The sequence below is a fragment of the Nonomuraea cavernae genome, assembly GCF_040655715.1.
In the GTDB taxonomy this organism is placed as follows: Bacteria; Actinomycetota; Actinomycetes; order Streptosporangiales; family Streptosporangiaceae; genus Nonomuraea; species Nonomuraea cavernae_A.
Window position 1 is genome coordinate 1 of sequence record NZ_JBFAKL010000021.1, and the last position, 16708, is coordinate 16708.

A 16708-nucleotide genomic window follows, 5' to 3' on the forward strand; every position below is an offset into this window, starting at 1 on the left:
TCTACCAGGAGCTTCTTTGCGTCATCGGCCGAACATCAGCATCGCGATCATGCTGTGATCAGGACACGCGTCCAGGAGGTTGAAAAACGTTCACTATCTCGCGCTCGGCAAGGGCGAGGCGGAGATCGTCACCACCCCGTGGATGCCGCGCGGCCACAGCCGCGAGACCACCTTCGCCGCCGACCTCACCGACGACACGGAGATCGCCGCCCAGGTCGCGGCACTGGCCGGGCAGGTCGCCGCCGACGCCGCCGCCGGGAACCGGGTGATCGTCAGGGTCTCGGTCAAGGTGCGGTTCGCGCCCTTCGTCACCCGCACGCGACAGTCCAAACTCTCCATGCCGACCACCGACCCCGCGGCGCTGACCCGCGCCGCACTGGCCGTGCTCGGCCGCTTCGACCTCGATCGCCCCGTCCGCCTGCTCGGCGTGGCGGTCGACTACGAGATGCCGGGCCGGACTCGCACGGCCCGCCCCTAGCCGCCGAGCGCGCCTCCTCCTCGGTCGCGCCCGGGCACCGTTTCACCCCCATGCGGGGTGCCACGGGTTCACGTGCTGCGGGCTACTCTCCGCCCTTCTGCACGTACGAGCGCACGAACTCCTCCGCGTTCTCCTCGAGAACCTCGTCGATCTCGTCCAGGATCGCGTCCACGTCGTCGGTGAGCTTCTCCTGGCGCTCCTGCACATCCGGCGCCGCCGAGGCCTCGGTCTCCTCGACCTCGGACTCGCGCCGACCGGTCTGCTTCTGCCCGCCGGTGTCCTTGCTTGCCATGTCGTACCTCCATGGTGGGGGACTGCCTCTCCCCATATCTTCCCCGAACCGGACCACAATGCGCGTCGATCGCCCGGCGATCTTGCCGGGTTGACTAGATAGCGCTCCTATCTAATACTGGATCCACGTTCCCATCGGAGGTGTGCGATGTCCCCCTCATCCCTCAGCACGGCAGGTGTGCTGCTCATCACAGTGCCGGCGGTCGCCTTCGGCGGCGTCTCGCTGCTCTCGTTCCTCATGCGCAACACGCCCGGCTACCTGGACAACCCGGTGCGCCGCGGCCTGTGGCGCGCGGGCCACGCCCACGCGGGCGTGCTGGTCCTGTTCAGCCTGGTGGCCATGCTGTACGTCGACCAGGCCGACCTGTCCGGCGGCCTCAAGGACATGGTGCGCCTGCTGATCGTGGCCGCGCCGATCCTGATGCCGCTCGGGTTCTTCCTGTCGGTGGTCCGGCCGAAGGACACGAAGCCGAACAGGCTGATCTGGCTGACGACACTGGGCGGGGCGTGCCTGGCCGTGGGCACGCTGACGCTGGGCATCGGACTGATCTGATCCGGCCCCGGCGCCTTTACTTTGTAGATTCCGTACTGGAGCGGGCGGGAAACGGTGCGGCGCGGTGTCAGTCGCCGCCCGTCAGCGCCGCGACGAGGTCGGCGGCGGTGTGGCAGCGGTCGAACAGCTCCCCGACGTGGGCCTTGGTGCCGCGCAGCGGCTCCAAGGTGGGCACTCGCTGCAGGGACTCGCGGCCGGGGATGTCGAAGATGACGGAGTCCCAGGAGGCCGCGGCGACCGACTCGCTGTACTGCCGCAGGCAGCGGCCGCGGAAGTAGGCGCGGGTGTCGCTCGGTGGGTTCTCGACGGCCCGCTGGACCTCGTCCTCGGTGACCAGGCGCTGCATGCGGCCACGGGCCACCAGGCGGTTGTAGAGGCCCCGGTCGGGCCGGATGTCGGAGTATTGCAGGTCGACGAGCTGCAGCCGGGGATGCGACCAGGGCAGGGCGTCGCGCGTGCGGTAGCCCTCGAGGAGCTCGAGCTTGGCGACCCAGTCGAGCTCGCGGGACAGCTGCATGGGATCCTCGGCCAGGCGGGTCAGGACAGACTCCCAGCGGTCAAGGATGTCCTTGTTCATCTCCTCCTGGGCGATGCCCCGCTCTTCGACGTATTTGCGGGCCTGCTCCAGGTATTCCATCTGCAGCTGGATCGCGGTCAGCTTGCGGCCGTCGCGCATCGGGATCTCGTAGCGGCACGACGGATCGTGGGAGACCGCGCGCAGCGCCTGGACGGGATTCTCCACGGCGAGGTCGCGGGTCAGGAACCCGTCCTCGATCATGGCCAGGACGAGCGCGGTCGTGCCGAGCTTCAGGTAGGTGGAGATCTCCGACATGTTGGCGTCGCCGATGATCACGTGCAGGCGGCGGTACTTTTCGGGATCGGCGTGCGGCTCGTCGCGGGTGTTGATGATCGGCCGCTTGAGCGTCGTCTCCAGGCCCACCTCGACCTCGAAGAAGTCGGCCCGCTGGCTGATCTGGAAGCCCTCGCCGCGGGAGTCCTGACCGATGCCGACCTTGCCCGCGCCGACGACGACCTGGCGGGAGACGAAGAACGGGGTCAGGTGGCGGACGATGTCGGCGAACGGGGTGGCGCGCCGCATCAGGTAGTTTTCGTGACAGCCGTAGGAGGCGCCCTTGGCGTCGGTGTTGTTCTTGTACAGCTGGATCGGCGCGTTGGACGGCATGGCCGAGGCCCGCTGGGCGGCGTCGTACATGACCCGCTCCCCCGCCTTGTCCCAGATCACGGCCGCGCGCGGATTGGTGCACTCGGGCGTGGAGTATTCGGGGTGGGCGTGGTCGACGTAGAGGCGCGCGCCGTTGGTCAGGATGACGTTGGCCAGGCCGAGGTCCTCGTCCGTCAACTGGGTGGGATCGGCGACCTCCCTGGCCAGGTCGAAGCCCCGCGCGTCGCGCAGCGGATTCTCTTCCTCGAAGTCCCACCGTGCCCTGCGGGCGCGGGCCGCCGAGGCGGCCAGGTAGGCGTTCACCACCTGCGAGGAGGTCACCATCGCATTGGCGCCTGGCTGACCGGGTACGGAGATGCCGTATTCGGTCTCGATGCCCATCACCCGACGCACCGTCATGCAACACCCTCTGTTCGTCCGGGGTCAGTTCTATCCGCCGTTTATATGCCTGAGCCTATGCCCTTCACAGTGCCCCAGGGTCACAGAGTTATGGCACCGACGCCTGCAGAACCTGTACGGCAGGGCCTTCCGTGGCCGCCGTCCACGCGTGGGGCAGGGCGTTTCGCCTGCCCCGCCACGGTCCGGCGTACCCACGGCGGGCTCAGCCCGAGTTCACCCGCTCCCTGGGCACGACGGGTGCCAAGGCGGCGCGCGCCCCGGGTCTGAACAGGCGCTGGATGGGGCGTTCGGCGAAGGCGTACACCAGGTAGGACAGGAGCACGGCGGCGAGCGTGGTGATCGTGGCGACCAGCCACGGATCCAGCCGGCTCACCAGCGGCGGGACGAGGGCCACGGCGACGACGGAGTGGAACAGGTACAACGGGTAGGTCGTGCCGCCGAGCGCGGTGAGCACCCTGGATGGCCTGAGCCTGAGCACCCCGAGCGCGACGAGCGCCATCGCGGCGAAGACGACCGTGATCGTGATGATGACGCTGAGGTCGCTGACCGGCATGTTCTTGAACCCGGCCACCTTGATCCGGCCGTGCACGCGTTCGAGCGCGGAGTGCAGCGACATGGCCCAGCCGGCGACCACGTACAGCCAGGGCAGCCAGGCGCTTCCGTGCTTGTGGATCAGGTAGAGCGCCATGCCGGCGACGAAGTAGGGGGCGTAGCGGGGCATGACGATCTGGTTGAGCAGGTCGTTGCCGAGTAACTCGGCGCCTAACGCGGCCACCAGCCAGATCCCGCAGAAGGCCAGCACCCGGCCGTAGGTGACGCCGATGATCACCAGGATCGCCATGAGCAGGTAGAAGCGAAGTTCGGCCCAGAGCGACCAGTAGACGCCGGCCGCGTCGGTGACGCCCAGCAACCGCTGGAACATGGTGGCGTTCACCAGATACTCGCCGGCCGAGAGCTTCGGGTCGAGCGCCTTGGCGCCGGTGAAGGCGTAGAGACCGGCGACGGCCAGGAGGCTGAGCCAGTAGGCCGGATAGAGCCTGACCAGCCTGGACCTGGCGAACGCGCCGACTCCGCGCCCCCAGGCGCTCATCAGGATGACGAAGCCGCTGATGACGAAGAACAGCTCGACGCCGAGAATGCCCAGCCCGGCGAACGGGGCGAGGGCGGGAAAGAGCTCGGCGGGCCGGTCGCCCCACACGGAGGCGTACGCGACGAGGTAGTGGAAGGCGAGCACGGCCAGCGCGGCGATGAACCGCAGCAGATCGAGTTCGGCCAGCCGGCCGTCCCCGCGAGCATGCCTCGGCCGGTTGGGTTGATGCACGCCCCCTTAGACGATCACATTGATCACTTTGGTTCCATCGGTCCCGGCTTTCCCTGCGTTTCCGCCGGGAGGCGGTTCGGCGGGCGGTGAGCGGTTCGTGAAATCGTGTGCCCCGTGACCGATGTGAAGAGGATCGCCGCGGAGTGTCCGGGCACGCTGGCGGTGGCCGTACGCGTGCCGGGCCGCCCTGGGTTCGCCGCGGCGTTGAACGAGGATGTGGAGCTACCGCTGGCCAGCGTGGGCAAGCTGCTGCTGCTGGCCGAGGTGGCGATGGGCGTGGAGGACGGGCGGCTCGACCCGGCGGAGCCGCTGGCGGTGCGCGAGGACGACCTGTGCGCCGGATCGGGGCTCCTGACGGGACTGTCGGCGCGTACGTGGACGGTGGCCGACCTGGCGCTGCTCACGGCGTCGGTGAGCGACAACACGGCGACGAACGTGCTGCTGCGCCGGGTGGGCCTCGACCGGGTGAACGAGGCGGCGGCAGGGCTGGGCCTGGCACGCACCCGGTTGCTGGATCGGATCAGGGAGCCGCGCGGGCCGGGGCACCCCCCGACGTTCGCCGTGGGCACCGCCGGCGAGCTGTCGGGCCTGGCGGAACGGGTCGCCTCCGGGGACGGCTGGCGGGCGCGGCTGCGCGGCTGGATGCTGGCCAACACCGATCACGGTCTCGTGCCGGGGCTGGTCGCCCACGATCCGGAGGGGGCGTGGATGGCGAACAAGACCGGCACCGACGATGGTGTCCGGTCGGACGTGGGTCTCATGGGCACGATCGCCTACGCCGTGCTCGCCGCCGGCCCGCCCGGCTCCGACGCGCGCCTCGTGCACGCCGTACGGCGGGCGGGCACGCTGATCGCGGCCGTCCCCGGCGCCCTGCCGCGGACGGCGCACGGGTAGGGCCGCTCCCGGCGGGGCCGTACGGTCCCGCGGGCGGGTAGAGGCTCTCAGCGGAGCCGGCCGTGGCATACGGAAGGGGCCGCGCGGTGTTCCGCGCGGCCCCTCTGTGCCGGGTGACCGGCCGGTGCCTACAGGTACTGGCCGGTGTTGGCCACCGTGTCGATGGAACGGCCGGCTTCGGCGCCCTGCTTGCCGGAGACGAGGGTGCGGATGTAGACGATCCGCTCGCCCTTCTTTCCGGAGATGCGGGCCCAGTCGTCGGGGTTGGTGGTGTTGGGCAGGTCTTCGTTCTCGGAGAACTCGTCCACGCAGGCCGCGAGCAGGTGCTGCACCCGCAGGCCCTTCTGGCCACTCTCCAGGAACTGCTTGATGGCCATCTTCTTGCCGCGGTCGACGATGTTCTGGATCATCGCGCCGGAGTTGAAGTCCTTGAAGTAGAGGACTTCCTTGTCGCCGTTGGCGTAGGTCACCTCGAGGAAACGATTTTCCTCGCTCTCGGTGTACATGCGTTCGACGACGCTCTGGATCATGCCGTGGATGGTGGCCTCGCGGGAGTCGCTGTGCTCGGACAGGTCGTCCGGGTGCAGCGGCAGATCCGGGATGAGGTACTTCGAGAAGATGTCCTTGGCCGCCTCGGCGTCCGGCCGCTCGATCTTGATCTTGACGTCCAGGCGGCCGGGCCGCAGGATCGCCGGGTCGATCATGTCCTCGCGGTTGGAGGCGCCGATGACGATGACGTTCTCCAGGCCCTCGACACCGTCGATCTCCGACAGCAGCTGGGGCACGATGGTGTTTTCCACGTCGGACGACACGCCCGAGCCCCGGGTCCGGAAGATCGAGTCCATCTCGTCGAAGAACACGATCACCGGGGTGCCCTCGGAGGCCTTCTCGCGGGCCCGCTGGAAGACCAGGCGGATGTGCCGCTCGGTCTCACCGACGTACTTGTTGAGCAGCTCGGGGCCCTTGATGTTGAGGAAGAAGCTCTTGCCGGACTGGCCGGTCTTCTCCGCGACCTGCTTGGCCAGGGAGTTGGCGACGGCCTTGGCGATGAGCGTCTTGCCACAGCCGGGCGGGCCGTAGAGCAGCACGCCCTTGGGCGGGCGCAGCTTGTGCTCGCGGAACAGGTCGGCGTGCAGGTAGGGCAGCTCGATGGCGTCCCTGATCTGCTCGATCTGCCTCATCAGGCCGCCGATCTCCTCGTAGGAGATGTCGGGGACCTCTTCGAGGACGAGCTCTTCGACTTCGGACTTGGGAATGCGCTCGTAGACGTAGCCCGACCGGGGCTCCAGAAGGAGGGAGTCACCCGCCCTGATGGGCTGGCCGACCAGCGACTCGGCCAGTCGCACGACGCGCTCCTCGTCGGCGTGCGAGATGACCAGGGCGCGCCGGCCCTCGTCGAGCAACTCCTTGAGCATCACGATCTCGCCGATCTCTTCGTAGCCGAGGGCTTCGACCACGTTGAGCGCCTCGTTGAGCATGACCTCCTGGCCACGCCGCAGCGAGTCGACGTCGACGGCCGGGCTGACGTTCACCCGCAGCTTGCGGCCGCCGGTGAACACCTCGATCGTGCCGTCTTCTCGGGCCTCGAGGAAGGTGCCGAACCCGGATGGCGGCTGCGCCAGCCGGTCGACCTCCTCCTTGAGAGCAACGATCTGGTCCCTGGCCTCCTTGAGTGTGGCCACCAGGCGTTCGTTCTGGCCGGTAACGGCCGCGAGGTTAGCCTGTGCCTCATGAAGGCGCTCTTCGAGGACCCTGGCCTGACGGGGTGACTCGGCCAGCTTCCGCCTCAGCGCGGTGATCTCCTCTTGGAGGAAGGAGACCTGTGTTGAAAGATCAGCGACCTCCCGTTCGCGCTGCGCGGCTCGAGCCTCAGCATCATCGCGAGCTGCCACGCCCCGTCACCTCCTTCCCAGTCGAGGGCGACTACTAAGGACCTTACCTATCTCGGGCCCCTCCGTAACCTGGCCGGGCAGTGTTCGTCGAGTGGCATGCAGTATTCGGTGATTAATCCCTAATAGCGCGTTTGATACTGCCAGCACTTGAACACTGCCGTCTGTTCCCGTGTCACGCACCAACGCACCCTCGTGGCCAAATTGTCATAGTTCCTCGGTGGTTCCCTTCGGTCGTCGGCGTCGCGGCGGGGGCGCCACGCCGTCCGCCATACGACGGGCGGTGACGAGGAACCCCGTGTGCCCGATCATCCGATGGTCGGGTCGTACGGCGAGGCCTTCGACATGCCAGTCGCGAACCAGGGTCTCCCACGCATGGGGCTCGGTGAAACTCCCGTGATCGCGAATGACCTCCACGGTCTTCGACAACTGGGTGGTCGTCGCCACGTAACAGCAGATCACACCGCCCGGCGTGAGGGCCTTGGCGACGGCGTCGACGCACTCCCAGGGAGCGAGCATGTCAAGGATGACGCGGTCGACGTCGATCTCGTCGATCGAGGCCACCAGGTCGCCCACGACCAGCCGCCAGTTGTCGGCCGGACCGCCCGGCTCGGTGCCGAAGAACCGCTCCACGTTCGTGCGGGCGACGTCGGCGAAGTCCTGGCGGCGCTCGTACGACGTGACGCGGCCCTCGGGGCCGACGGCGCGCAGCAGGAAGCAGGTCAGCGCGCCGGAGCCGACACCGGCCTCGATCACCCGGGCGCCCGGGAAGATGTCGGCCATGCCGACGATCTGCGCGGCGTCCTTCGGATAGATCACGGCCGCGCCGCGCGGCATGGCGAGGGTGTAGTCCTGCAGCAGATGGCGGAAGGCGAGGTACTGGGTGCCGCCCGAGGAGCGCACCACGGAGCCTTCGGGCTGTCCGATCAGGTCGCTGTGCGGGATCGCGCCCTTGTGCGTGTGGAAGACGCCGTCCTGCTTGAGCGTGATCGTGTGACGCTTGTTCTTGGGGTCGGTGAGCTGCACCTGATCCCCCGCCTGGAACGGCCCATGCCTGCGGAAACCCATGTCGGCAAGGTTATAGGGCTTTCGAGCGCGTCCAGACGCGCGATATCTATGAGGGATGTTCCCGCGTGAAGTGATCTCCTCGGGCTCGCTGGTGCTGCGCGCCCCGGCCGGGGTGGACGCCGAGTCGATCGTCGCCGCCTGTGACGACCCGGTCACGGCCGAGTTCCTGCCTTCCCTGCCGGCGCCCTACACGCCGCGCGACGCCCGTGCCTACCTGGCGGCCGCCGCGGCGAAGTGGGAGTGCGGCGGCGCGGAGTTCGCGATCACCGAGAACGGCCGCTACGTGGGCTCCGTCGGCGTCTCCGCGCCCGACGAGCAGGCCACGGTGGAGATGGGCTATCTGGTCGCGCCGTGGGCGCGCGGCAAGGGAGTGGCGAGCACCGCCGCGCGGGCGGTCGCGGGATGGCTGTTCGACCACGGCGTGCACCGGGTCGAGCTCCAGGCGATCGTGGAGAACATCGCCAGCCTGCGGGTCGCCTACAAGGCGGGCTTCACCGAGGAGGGGCGCAGGCGCGATGCCAAACTGCTGCGTGACGGCCGCCGCGCCGACTTCATCACCTTCGCCCGGCTGGCCCACGACCTCGGCGAGAGCGTGCCGTCCTACCTGCCGCCGTTCGAGGGGGGCGAGCTCACCGACGGGGTGGTCCGCCTGGTGCCGATGGCGCCCGGCGACGCCGGAGACTTCCACCGCATGCTGGCCGAGCCGAGCGTGACGGCCTACAAGCTGGGGCCGCTCAGCACCCTGGAGGACGACCGGCGCCGCTGCCGCCACACCGGCTACTGGTGGGTCTCGGGGCAGCGGATCGAGCTGGCGGTCCGGGACGCCGCTTCCGGCGCGTTCGCCGGGCACCTGCAGCTGACGCAGGTGACGCCGATGCTGGGGCAGGCCATGATCGGCTATTCCCTGCGGTCCGCCTTCCGCGGCCGGGGGTTCATGACGCGGGCGGTGCGCCTGCTGACCGACTGGGTGTTCACCCGTACGGCGCTGCACCGGATCGTGGCGGGCACCGACATCTCCAACACCGCCTCCCACGCGGTGCTGGAGCGGGCGGGGTTCAGTCGCGAGTGCGTGCACCGGGAGCTGTTCCCCCAGGCGGACGGGACACGGAGCGACGACGTGGCGTGGGTACGCCTGCGCCCGCGTTAGAGACACGCGACCTGTCCGAAATACGGCAATAATTCCGATTTCCGGATGAGGTCTGGTCAAGCGCTCCCCCGCGAGCAATACTCCGGGTCACCGCTCTTGAGATTCGCGTGATCGGGGTGCGCGTCCTCACCCCCTCCGCCGGGACACCGCGATGCCAAGCAACCGTACCGACGTGGCCGTGCACGAGCTCATCGTCTCGTTCTCCTGCCTCGACGCCGCGAAACTCATCGACCGGCTGGCCCGCACCGCCGCCGCGGTCACGGGCACCGCCTACGCGGGGTTCGTGCGGGTGGACGCGCTGTGTGAGGCCGCCCACAGCGTCCACGTGCACGCGCCGCCGGGCGATCCACTCCGAATGCGCGCCTGGCTGGCCGAGTCGGGGGTGCTCAAGACGCTGGCGGTGTCGCCGGAGCCCTTGCTCATGGCCCGCGACCCATCGGTGGGCGAGCCGGGCTTCCTGGCGACGCCGGTGCCCGTGGCCACCCGTGACCACGCGCTCCTCTGGGTCGCCGGCCGCCTCTTCAGCGACCGCGACGAGGACCTGCTGAGCCGCTTCGCGACCGCCGCCGGCCGGGCCCTGGAGGCGGCCAGCGGGCTGGAGGCCGCCGTGCGCCAGCTGCGCGGCGTCCACGCCTTCGCCCACGCCTGACCCTCCGGCCCCCGGCCTCCTCCGTACGCGATTCGCACCGGCCGGATCACCGGAAACGGCCCGGCCACGGAACCTGGGGAATCCCCTGAAGGCTATTTCTCTTTACGGAACCGGAGATTTCGCTAATCGCGTACGACCATCCAAAGAATTGCGCGAAACGGTAAGAGGAATGGCAAAACACCACCTTCCTGTCAGGCCGCGGTGGATCGTCCGGACGGCCGGCCAGACCGGTTCCTGCCGCTCGTCCGTGGCGGGCCGGACTCACGACGACCTCGCCCCGCCACGGACGAGCGGCAGGTCGGGCCACCGTCTCCCCGCGCGACCCGGTGCGGGCCCGCGAGAACGGCCGGCACGGACAGGAAACCCCACGACGCCATAACTCGGCATATTTCGCCCAAACATCGATAGAGCGGATAGTCGATCAGTCATCGGCGATTTGACCGGGACAGAGACCCGTCACCTCGCGGGAGGCCGTTCCCCGTCCGCAGCCTATGTAGTTTCCTACCTGGCGTCGGATACGCGGATCATCACGACGTCGTCGCGTTCCTCGCCACCATCGCGGGAGCCGTCCTCGCCGATCTCGTCAGCGAGGAGACCGGACCTGATCAGGCGCGCTCATCTGGTCGCCTCCATTCGCCACCGAAAAGGTGACGGTCCAGACGGACCACGACAGATGGCTCACCGTGGTCGAGCTGCTCCGCTCGGCCGCCGACCTGTGCGTCGTCCTCACGGGCGTGATGATCTCGCTTGGCGCGACGCCGTCCGCCGGGCACCACCCCCGGGTGAACGCCGTGACGATCACGCCCGGCGCGACGCCGTCCGCCGGACACCGACATCGGCCGAACGCCGTGATGGTCACATTCCCGCGGTGCGGCGCGGGCGAGCACCGCCCCGGAGCCGTTGCGTTCACGCGCGGGCCGGCACCGCCGCTGGGGCGGCAGCGCCCGCGAAGGTCAGCCCCGGTGGGGTTCGAAGCGCAACGTGCGGGAGACGCCGACGCGAACGGTGGTGCCGGGGACGATGCTGACCGGCTCGTTGGGCGGGATGTCATAGAAGTTGGGATCGCCGGGCGGCTGGATCTGGGTGCCGTTGACCGAGCCGAGGTCGACCAGGTTGACGTCCCAGCCGTCGAGGGCCACCCGGAGGTGGCGGCGGGAGACGGAGCCGTCGGGGCTGGTGACCTTGGCGGGCCTCGCGGTGCCGCCGGCGACCTCGGGGGCGCGCTCCGGGTCGCGGCCGAGGAGGTAGTCGCTCTCCAGCGGCAGCGCGGTGCCGTCGTCGAGGACGAGCACGCCGAGCGGGGGGCGCGGGCCCTTGTAGGGGACCAGCGTGCGCTGGACGAGCGCGATGCCGCACACCGCGCAGTAGGGCACGCGCGGGTCGTTGAAGTGGTCGTTCTTGCAGTCGACGCCGTAGACCAGGGGGCGGTCGCCGTGCTCGGCCTGCTCCTGCGGCGGCCCGGGCTGGTCGAAGTGGTCGGGCTGGCCCATCGGGGACGGGCCCGGCTGGTCGAAGTGGTCGGGCGGCCCCATGAGCGGCGGGCCGGACTCGAAGTGGTCGGGCGGGCCCATCAGCGGCGGGCCAGGATCGAAGTGGCGCTCGGGCTGGTCGAACCGCTCCGGTGGGGCGGGTTGCTCGAAGTGCTCGGGGACGGTGCCGTTGCCTGAGGGGGCGGGCTCGTCGTAGGAGGGGAACGGGCTCTGCTGCGGCTGCTCCTGCGGCGGCCGGTAGGGCGACTGGTCCGCGAAGGGCGGCGCCGCCTGGGGGCCCGGTGGAAGGCCCGGAGGCGGGCTCTGCGGAGCGGACGGCTGGTCGCCGGACATCGGGTAGGGGGCCATCTGCACCGGCAGGCGCTCCGGCGCCTGGATCAGGTCGGGCTCCATGTGCAGCGCCGTGTTGGGCATCTCGCTGGTGAGCGGCCTGGACGGGGCGGGAGCCCGGTCGCCGAAGTCGCCGGCGAGGCCGCCGCCGTGCACCACACCGCCGTCGAAGCCGACCGCGGGGTGCGGCTCGCCGGCGCCGGGCAGGCTGAGCCGGACGCGCTCGACGGGGCCGCTGATGAGCCGGTCGGCCCAGGTCAGGGAGTCGCTGCCGGCCAGGCGCGTCTCGCCGGCCGCGGTCGTGATCGTGGCCGCGGCCGCGCCGCTGACCAGAACGGCCACGCCGTCGCCGACCGGGCCCGCGACCGCGCATGTGGCGGGGTCGCCGGTCATGTTGGCTGCGAGCGCCTGAGCGGCGCGGCGGGCCAGGGCCCGGCCGTCTCCGCCGGAGGCTGCCGTCTCGCGCAGCGCCTGGAGCAGATTGTCGGCCGCCGCCTCGGACGCGTCGCACACCAGCAGCAGCCCGCCCAGGTAGGCGACCAGCCCGTCACCGGGGAGCGGACGGACCGCCCCGAAACCCTGGACGGTCATGAGTCCTCCCTCATGACCAACGTCTTCATGACCACGGTGCCGCGCTCATGGGTGCCCTCGCTGCGCTCGGTCACTCAACTCTCCTCCCCGGAAGCCGGCGATGTCACGGCACCCGCACTGCCGTGACGGCCACCAGCCATACGCATACCCAGTCGACGAGGTGCTGTCGCGGCCGGCCCGTCTCCATTCGGCGAAACGGTGGACCGCGACAAACCCCCTTGGTGTGCAAGTTTGGCCAAAAGAACACTATCGGCCAGTCGTCGCATCCTTGCACCGCCGGGGCGCGATCCGGCCCCGCCGCACCGGCCTGATCACTGGCTACGACACTAGCCGGGGGCTGCCGCATATTCGAGTGGGACAAATCAGACGCCGGTGAAGATCCGGTTGACGTCGGCGGTGGCGAGCACGCCGTAGATCTCACCGCCCCGCTCCACGAGCAGGTATTCGCCCGCCGGGGTCTCGCGCATGGCCTCGATGAGCGCCTCGCCCTCCAGGTCGGCGGCCAGCACCATGGACGGCTCCAGCGACTTGGCCATGGACCCGGAGGTGACCCACGGGCGGCGGTGGTCGGGGGTGGCCTGCACGGCCGCCTCGTTGACGATCGCGAGCGGCCGGCCCTCGTGGTCGACCACGACGAGGGCGCCCGCCTGCTTCTCGCCCGCCTGGCGCAGCGCCTCCGACAGCGGCGTCTCGGCCGTGACCGGGATCGCCCGGCGGGCCAGGCTGCGGGCGTTGACCTGCGGGATCCGGGCACGGATGCGCGCCACCCGCAGCGACTGGGAGGCGCCCAGCCAGATGAAGGAGGCCAGCACCGTCGGCCACAGCAGGTCGCGGTAGTCGAGCTCCTGACCGCTCATCATCGACATGGCGAACGGCGACAGGACCAGCAGCACGGCCAGCGCCCGCCCGCCCCAGGCGGCGGCGATGGTGCCGGTGCCGGGGTTGCGGGTGAGCTTCCAGACCCCGGCGCGCAGCATCCGGCCGCCGTCGAGCGGCAGCCCGGGCAGCAGGTTGAAGACGCCCACGATGAGGTTGGCCACCCAGAGCTGCCAGATCAGCACCTCGGGGATGCCGCCGCCGTTGACCAGGTAGACGTCGGCGAGCAGGCCGGCGGCCGCCAGGCCGAGCGAGAGCGCCGGGCCGGCCGCGGCGACCATGAACTCCTTGCCCGGCGTGGGCGGCTCCTTCTCGATCTCCGACACGCCGCCGAGGAGGTAGAGGGTGATCCGGCGCACCGGCAGGCCGTAGGACTTGGCCAGCACGCTGTGCGCCAGCTCGTGCAACAGCACCGAGACGTAGAGCAGCACGGCGAAGACGAAGGCGACGGCGTAGGCCGCGGTGGCGTCGAGCTCGGGCAGCATGTCGCGCACCCGCTCGCCAAAGATCCAGGTGATGAAGGCGGCGACGACGAACCAGGTCCATGAGACGTAGACCGGAATGCCGAACGGCTTCCCCATCCGAAGACCGGAGAACTCCTGCCGCGGGCTCTGCTCGCTCACCGCACTCCTTGACGTTCGTAACAAGCTCTCGCTGCCTAGATGCTACGCGCCCGATCAGGTGATCCTGGTTCCGCGGGCCCTAATCTGTCGGGGACTTCACCTAGAGTGCGGTGCATGACGTTGACCGATCCGGCGATCATCGGAGCTCTCTCCCCGTCCCGGGCGGGCGACTTCATGACCTGTCCTCTCCTCTATCGCTTCCGCGTGATCGACCGGTTGCCGGAGAAACCGTCGCAGGCGGCGGTGCGCGGCACGGTGGTCCACGCGGTGCTGGAGCGGCTCTACGACCTGCCCGCCCCCAGGCGGTCGGTCGAGGCGGCGCTGGAGCTCCTGGAGCCGCAGTGGCGTCGGTTGCTCGACGACGACCCGGCCTACGCGCGGATGTTCGCCGACGAGGGCGAGCAGGCCGAGTGGCTGGCCCAGGCGCGGGCCATGCTGGAGCGCTACTTCACCCTGGAGGACCCGACGCGGCTGGAGCCGGCCGAGCGCGAGCTCTACGTCGAGGCGGTGCTCGACGACGGCCTGATGCTGCGCGGCTACGTCGACCGGCTCGACGTGGCCCCGTCGGGCGAGGTCCGGGTGGTCGACTACAAGACGGGCAGCGCGCCGGGGCCCGACTTCGAGGCCAAGGCGCTGTTCCAGATGAAGTTCTACGCGCTGGTGCTGTGGCGGCTGCGCGGCCGTGTGCCGCGGCTGCTCCAGCTCGTCTACCTGGGCGGCGGCGGCGAGGTGCTGCGTTACGCGCCCGACGAGGCCGACCTGCTGGCCACCGAGCGCAAGGTGCGGGCGCTGTGGGCGGCGATCGAGCGGGCGCTGGAGTCGGGCGAGTGGCGGGCGCGGCGCAGCAGGCTGTGCGACTGGTGCGACCACCAGGCGCTGTGCCCCGAGTTCGGCGGCACCCCGCCACCGGTGCCCGACCGCCAGCCGGGCGACACGGTCAGGAGCAACCGCCGGTCGGCGACCGACGAGTTGTAAGACCCGTTTCCTCCCTTGGGAGGAGGTTTCGGGCTCTCACCTGGACCTACAGTGAAGCGATGCGAGTCGGCCGACCCCTGTTCCACGACACGGTCCTCGCCGTGGCGGTGGCCGCGGCCTCGGTGGCGTTGTTCGTCCTCTACGGCCCGGACCAGTTGCGCGCGCAGGGCGCGCTCATCGAGGGGATGCGCGCGCCCGACGCGTTAGGGGTGACCTTGGTGCTGCTGGCGTGCGCGCCGGTGGCGGTGCGCAGGCGCTGGCCGCTCGGCGCGATGTGCGCGGCGCTGGTGCCCGAGACGCTGCTGACCAGCCTCGGCTATGGCACGGGCCTGGCGGGTGCCGCGGGGCTGGTGCTGCTCTACTCGGTGGCGTCCTACCGCGGCCTGGCGGTGGCGCTGGGCGGGCTGATGCTGTCCGTCGTGCTCTACCTCGTGAGCGCGGTGGTGGGCCCGGTCGCCGCGATGCGGTGGAGCGACCACCTGGTGGTCGCCGTGGTGCTCATGGCGGTCTGGGGCGCGGGGCGGAGCCTGCGGCTCCGCCGCGCGTACCTGGAGGAGCTGAAGGACCGGGCGGCCCGGCTGGAGCGGGCGCACGCGGCCGACACCCGGGCGGCGCGGGCCGAGGAGCGTTCCAGGATCGCCCGGGAGCTGCACGACGTGGTGGCCCACCATGTCACCGTGATGACCGTGCAGGCCTCGGCCGCGCGCCGGGTGCTCGGCTCCGACCCCGAGCTGGCGCACGAGGCGTTGTCGGCGATCGAGCACACGGGCCGCATGGCGCTGACCGAGATGCGCGACATCGTCGGTGTGCTGCGCACCGACGCCCGCGCCGAGCTGGGCCCTCAGCCGGGCATGCGGGACCTGCCGGCTCTGGTGGAGCAGATGCGCGAGGCCGGCCTGGAGACGCTGCTGAGCGTCGACGGCGAGCCGGGCCATGTTCCCGCCGGAGTCGACCTGGCCGCCTACCGGCTGGTCCAGGAGGGGCTCACGAACAGCCTGCGGCACGCGGGAGGCGGCGCCAGGGCGGTGGTCACCGTACGGCACGAGCCGCACGAGCTGCACGTCAGGGTGGAGGACGACGGGCGGGGCGGGCTCCTGTCCGGGGAGCCAGGGCATGGTTTGGTGGGGATTCGTGAGCGCGTCGCCCTTTATGGTGGGATTCTGAGCATCGGTCCGCGATCCGGGGGCGGTTTCGAGGTTCGGGCGAGATTCCCCTTGAAGGACGGACGATGACGATCAGAGTGCTGCTGGTGGACGACCAGCCGCTGCTACGCACCGGTTTCCGGCTGATCCTGGAGGCCGAGCCGGACATCACGGTGGTCGGGCAGGCGGGCGACGGCAAGGCCGCGCAGGAGCAGACGAGGGCGCTGCTGCCCGACGTGGTGCTGATGGACATCCGGATGCCCGGGGTCGACGGCATCGAGGCCACCCGGCGGATCGTGCGCGACGGAGCCCGGGCGACCCCGGCGGCGCACGTGCCGAAGGTGCTGGTGCTGACGACGTTCGACCTCGACGAGTACATCGTGGAGGCGCTGCGCTCGGGGGCGTCGGGGTTCCTGCTGAAGGACGTGCCGCCCGAGGAACTGGTGCAGGCGATCCGGGTGGTGGCGGCGGGCGACGCGATCGTGGCGCCGAGCGTGACGCGCCGGCTGCTCGACCGGTTCGCGGCCCGGCTGCCGTCGGCCCACGAGCAGCCCGCGCCGGCGCGGGTCGACCGGCTCACCGAGCGGGAGCTCGAGGTGCTGCGGCTGATCGCCAAGGGGATGTCCAACGCGGAGATCGCCGCCAAGCTCGTGGTCAGCGAGACCACGGTCAAGACGCACGTCGGCAACGTGCTGACCAAGCTGGGGCTGCGCGACCGCGTGCAGGCCGTGGTGCTGGCGTACGAGACGGGCCTGATCACGCCGGGCGCCCTGTCCTGAGCGCCCGCCCCGCCGTTCCCGTACGGCGGA

General features: G+C 70.3%; 15 protein-coding genes. 8 read left to right on the plus strand and 7 right to left on the minus strand.

Features of this window, described 5'->3' with window-relative positions:
- Positions 1-79 precede the first annotated feature (79 nt).
- Complete coding sequence (locus AB0I38_RS27265; RefSeq protein ID WP_358477606.1) at positions 80-478, plus strand: DinB/UmuC family translesion DNA polymerase; 399 nt, start codon at positions 80-82, stop codon at positions 476-478.
- Between the two features lie 82 nt (positions 479-560).
- Here the strand turns inward: AB0I38_RS27265 and AB0I38_RS27270 are convergent, their stop codons facing one another.
- Entirely contained in the window at positions 561-770 is a 210-nt protein-coding gene (locus tag AB0I38_RS27270; protein WP_189128390.1) for a ubiquitin-like protein Pup, read from the minus strand.
- A gap of 147 nt (positions 771-917) precedes the next feature.
- On the opposite strand from AB0I38_RS27270, the gene AB0I38_RS27275 reads away from it, so the two are divergent.
- On the plus strand, positions 918-1322 hold the full coding sequence (locus AB0I38_RS27275) for a hypothetical protein (protein ID WP_358477631.1): 405 nt from the start codon (positions 918-920) through the stop codon (positions 1320-1322).
- Positions 1323-1389: 67 nt separating this feature from the next.
- Here AB0I38_RS27275 and dop read toward each other — a convergent pair whose 3' ends face one another.
- Both dop and AB0I38_RS27285 read right to left on the minus strand, forming a co-directional pair.
- Positions 1390-2904, minus strand: coding sequence for a depupylase/deamidase Dop (gene dop / locus AB0I38_RS27280; protein ID WP_358477650.1), 1515 nt, complete (start codon positions 2902-2904; stop codon positions 1390-1392).
- A 202-nt stretch (positions 2905-3106) separates the two neighbouring features.
- The gene (locus tag AB0I38_RS27285) at positions 3107-4225 is read right to left on the minus strand and encodes an acyltransferase family protein (RefSeq protein ID WP_358477667.1); all 1119 of its coding nucleotides are present in this window, start codon (positions 4223-4225) and stop codon (positions 3107-3109) included.
- Between the two features lie 114 nt (positions 4226-4339).
- On the opposite strand from AB0I38_RS27285, the gene AB0I38_RS27290 reads away from it, so the two are divergent.
- Positions 4340-5119, plus strand: coding sequence for a serine hydrolase (locus tag AB0I38_RS27290; protein ID WP_358477673.1), 780 nt, complete (start codon positions 4340-4342; stop codon positions 5117-5119).
- A 128-nt stretch (positions 5120-5247) separates the two neighbouring features.
- Here AB0I38_RS27290 and arc read toward each other — a convergent pair whose 3' ends face one another.
- Together arc and AB0I38_RS27300 are read right to left on the minus strand one after the other, a co-directional pair.
- Positions 5248-7011, minus strand: coding sequence for a proteasome ATPase (gene arc, locus AB0I38_RS27295; protein WP_357680858.1), 1764 nt, complete (start codon positions 7009-7011; stop codon positions 5248-5250).
- Between the two features lie 204 nt (positions 7012-7215).
- Positions 7216-8076 (minus strand): tRNA (adenine-N1)-methyltransferase, encoded by an 861-nt coding sequence (locus tag AB0I38_RS27300; protein ID WP_189128385.1) that lies wholly within the window; start codon positions 8074-8076, stop codon positions 7216-7218.
- A gap of 55 nt (positions 8077-8131) precedes the next feature.
- Here AB0I38_RS27300 and AB0I38_RS27305 point away from each other — a divergent pair, with 55 nt between their 5' ends.
- A complete protein-coding gene (locus AB0I38_RS27305; RefSeq protein WP_358477701.1) occupies positions 8132-9223 on the plus strand; it encodes a GNAT family N-acetyltransferase in 1092 nt (363 codons plus the stop codon).
- Positions 9224-9374: 151 nt separating this feature from the next.
- Positions 9375-9872, plus strand: a complete 498-nt coding sequence (locus AB0I38_RS27310) for a hypothetical protein (RefSeq protein ID WP_358477708.1) — start codon at positions 9375-9377, stop codon at positions 9870-9872.
- A gap of 953 nt (positions 9873-10825) precedes the next feature.
- Here the strand turns inward: AB0I38_RS27310 and AB0I38_RS27315 are convergent.
- Both AB0I38_RS27315 and AB0I38_RS27320 read right to left on the minus strand, forming a co-directional pair.
- Positions 10826-12283 carry an FHA domain-containing protein gene (locus AB0I38_RS27315; protein ID WP_358477724.1) on the minus strand — a complete coding sequence of 486 codons (1458 nt, stop codon included), beginning with the start codon at positions 12281-12283 and terminating at the stop codon, positions 10826-10828.
- A gap of 362 nt (positions 12284-12645) precedes the next feature.
- A complete protein-coding gene (locus AB0I38_RS27320) occupies positions 12646-13782 on the minus strand; it encodes a site-2 protease family protein (protein ID WP_358477741.1) in 1137 nt (378 codons plus the stop codon).
- A 114-nt stretch (positions 13783-13896) separates the two neighbouring features.
- Between AB0I38_RS27320 and AB0I38_RS27325 the strand changes: the two genes are divergently transcribed.
- Genes AB0I38_RS27325 through AB0I38_RS27335 form a run of 3 tightly spaced genes read left to right on the plus strand, consistent with a single transcriptional unit; the run spans position 13897 to position 16678 of the window.
- Positions 13897-14757 (plus strand): RecB family exonuclease, encoded by an 861-nt coding sequence (locus AB0I38_RS27325; protein ID WP_358477747.1) that lies wholly within the window; start codon positions 13897-13899, stop codon positions 14755-14757.
- A gap of 59 nt (positions 14758-14816) precedes the next feature.
- On the plus strand, positions 14817-15989 hold the full coding sequence (locus AB0I38_RS27330; RefSeq protein ID WP_358477767.1) for a sensor histidine kinase: 1173 nt from the start codon (positions 14817-14819) through the stop codon (positions 15987-15989).
- Positions 15986-16678: a response regulator transcription factor gene (locus AB0I38_RS27335; RefSeq protein ID WP_358477805.1), complete on the plus strand. Its 693-nt coding sequence runs from the start codon at positions 15986-15988 to the stop codon at positions 16676-16678. Before AB0I38_RS27330 ends, AB0I38_RS27335 begins: the two co-directional genes overlap by 4 nt.
- The last annotated feature ends 30 nt before the right edge of the window (positions 16679-16708 follow it).

Coding starts and splice junctions, on each gene's coding strand:
- AB0I38_RS27270 (WP_189128390.1), bottom strand. CDS start 770: ATGGCAAGCAAGGACACCGGCGGGCAGAAGCAGACCGGTCGGCGCGAG.
- AB0I38_RS27275 (WP_358477631.1), top strand. CDS start 918: ATGTCCCCCTCATCCCTCAGCACGGCAGGTGTGCTGCTCATCACAGTG.
- dop (WP_358477650.1), bottom strand. CDS start 2,904: ATGACGGTGCGTCGGGTGATGGGCATCGAGACCGAATACGGCATCTCC.
- AB0I38_RS27300 (WP_189128385.1), bottom strand. CDS start 8,076: ATGGGTTTCCGCAGGCATGGGCCGTTCCAGGCGGGGGATCAGGTGCAG.
- AB0I38_RS27305 (WP_358477701.1), top strand. CDS start 8,132: ATGTTCCCGCGTGAAGTGATCTCCTCGGGCTCGCTGGTGCTGCGCGCC.
- AB0I38_RS27310 (WP_358477708.1), top strand. CDS start 9,375: ATGCCAAGCAACCGTACCGACGTGGCCGTGCACGAGCTCATCGTCTCG.
- AB0I38_RS27315 (WP_358477724.1), bottom strand. CDS start 12,283: ATGACCGTCCAGGGTTTCGGGGCGGTCCGTCCGCTCCCCGGTGACGGG.
- AB0I38_RS27325 (WP_358477747.1), top strand. CDS start 13,897: ATGACGTTGACCGATCCGGCGATCATCGGAGCTCTCTCCCCGTCCCGG.
- AB0I38_RS27330 (WP_358477767.1), top strand. CDS start 14,817: ATGCGAGTCGGCCGACCCCTGTTCCACGACACGGTCCTCGCCGTGGCG.
- AB0I38_RS27335 (WP_358477805.1), top strand. CDS start 15,986: ATGACGATCAGAGTGCTGCTGGTGGACGACCAGCCGCTGCTACGCACC.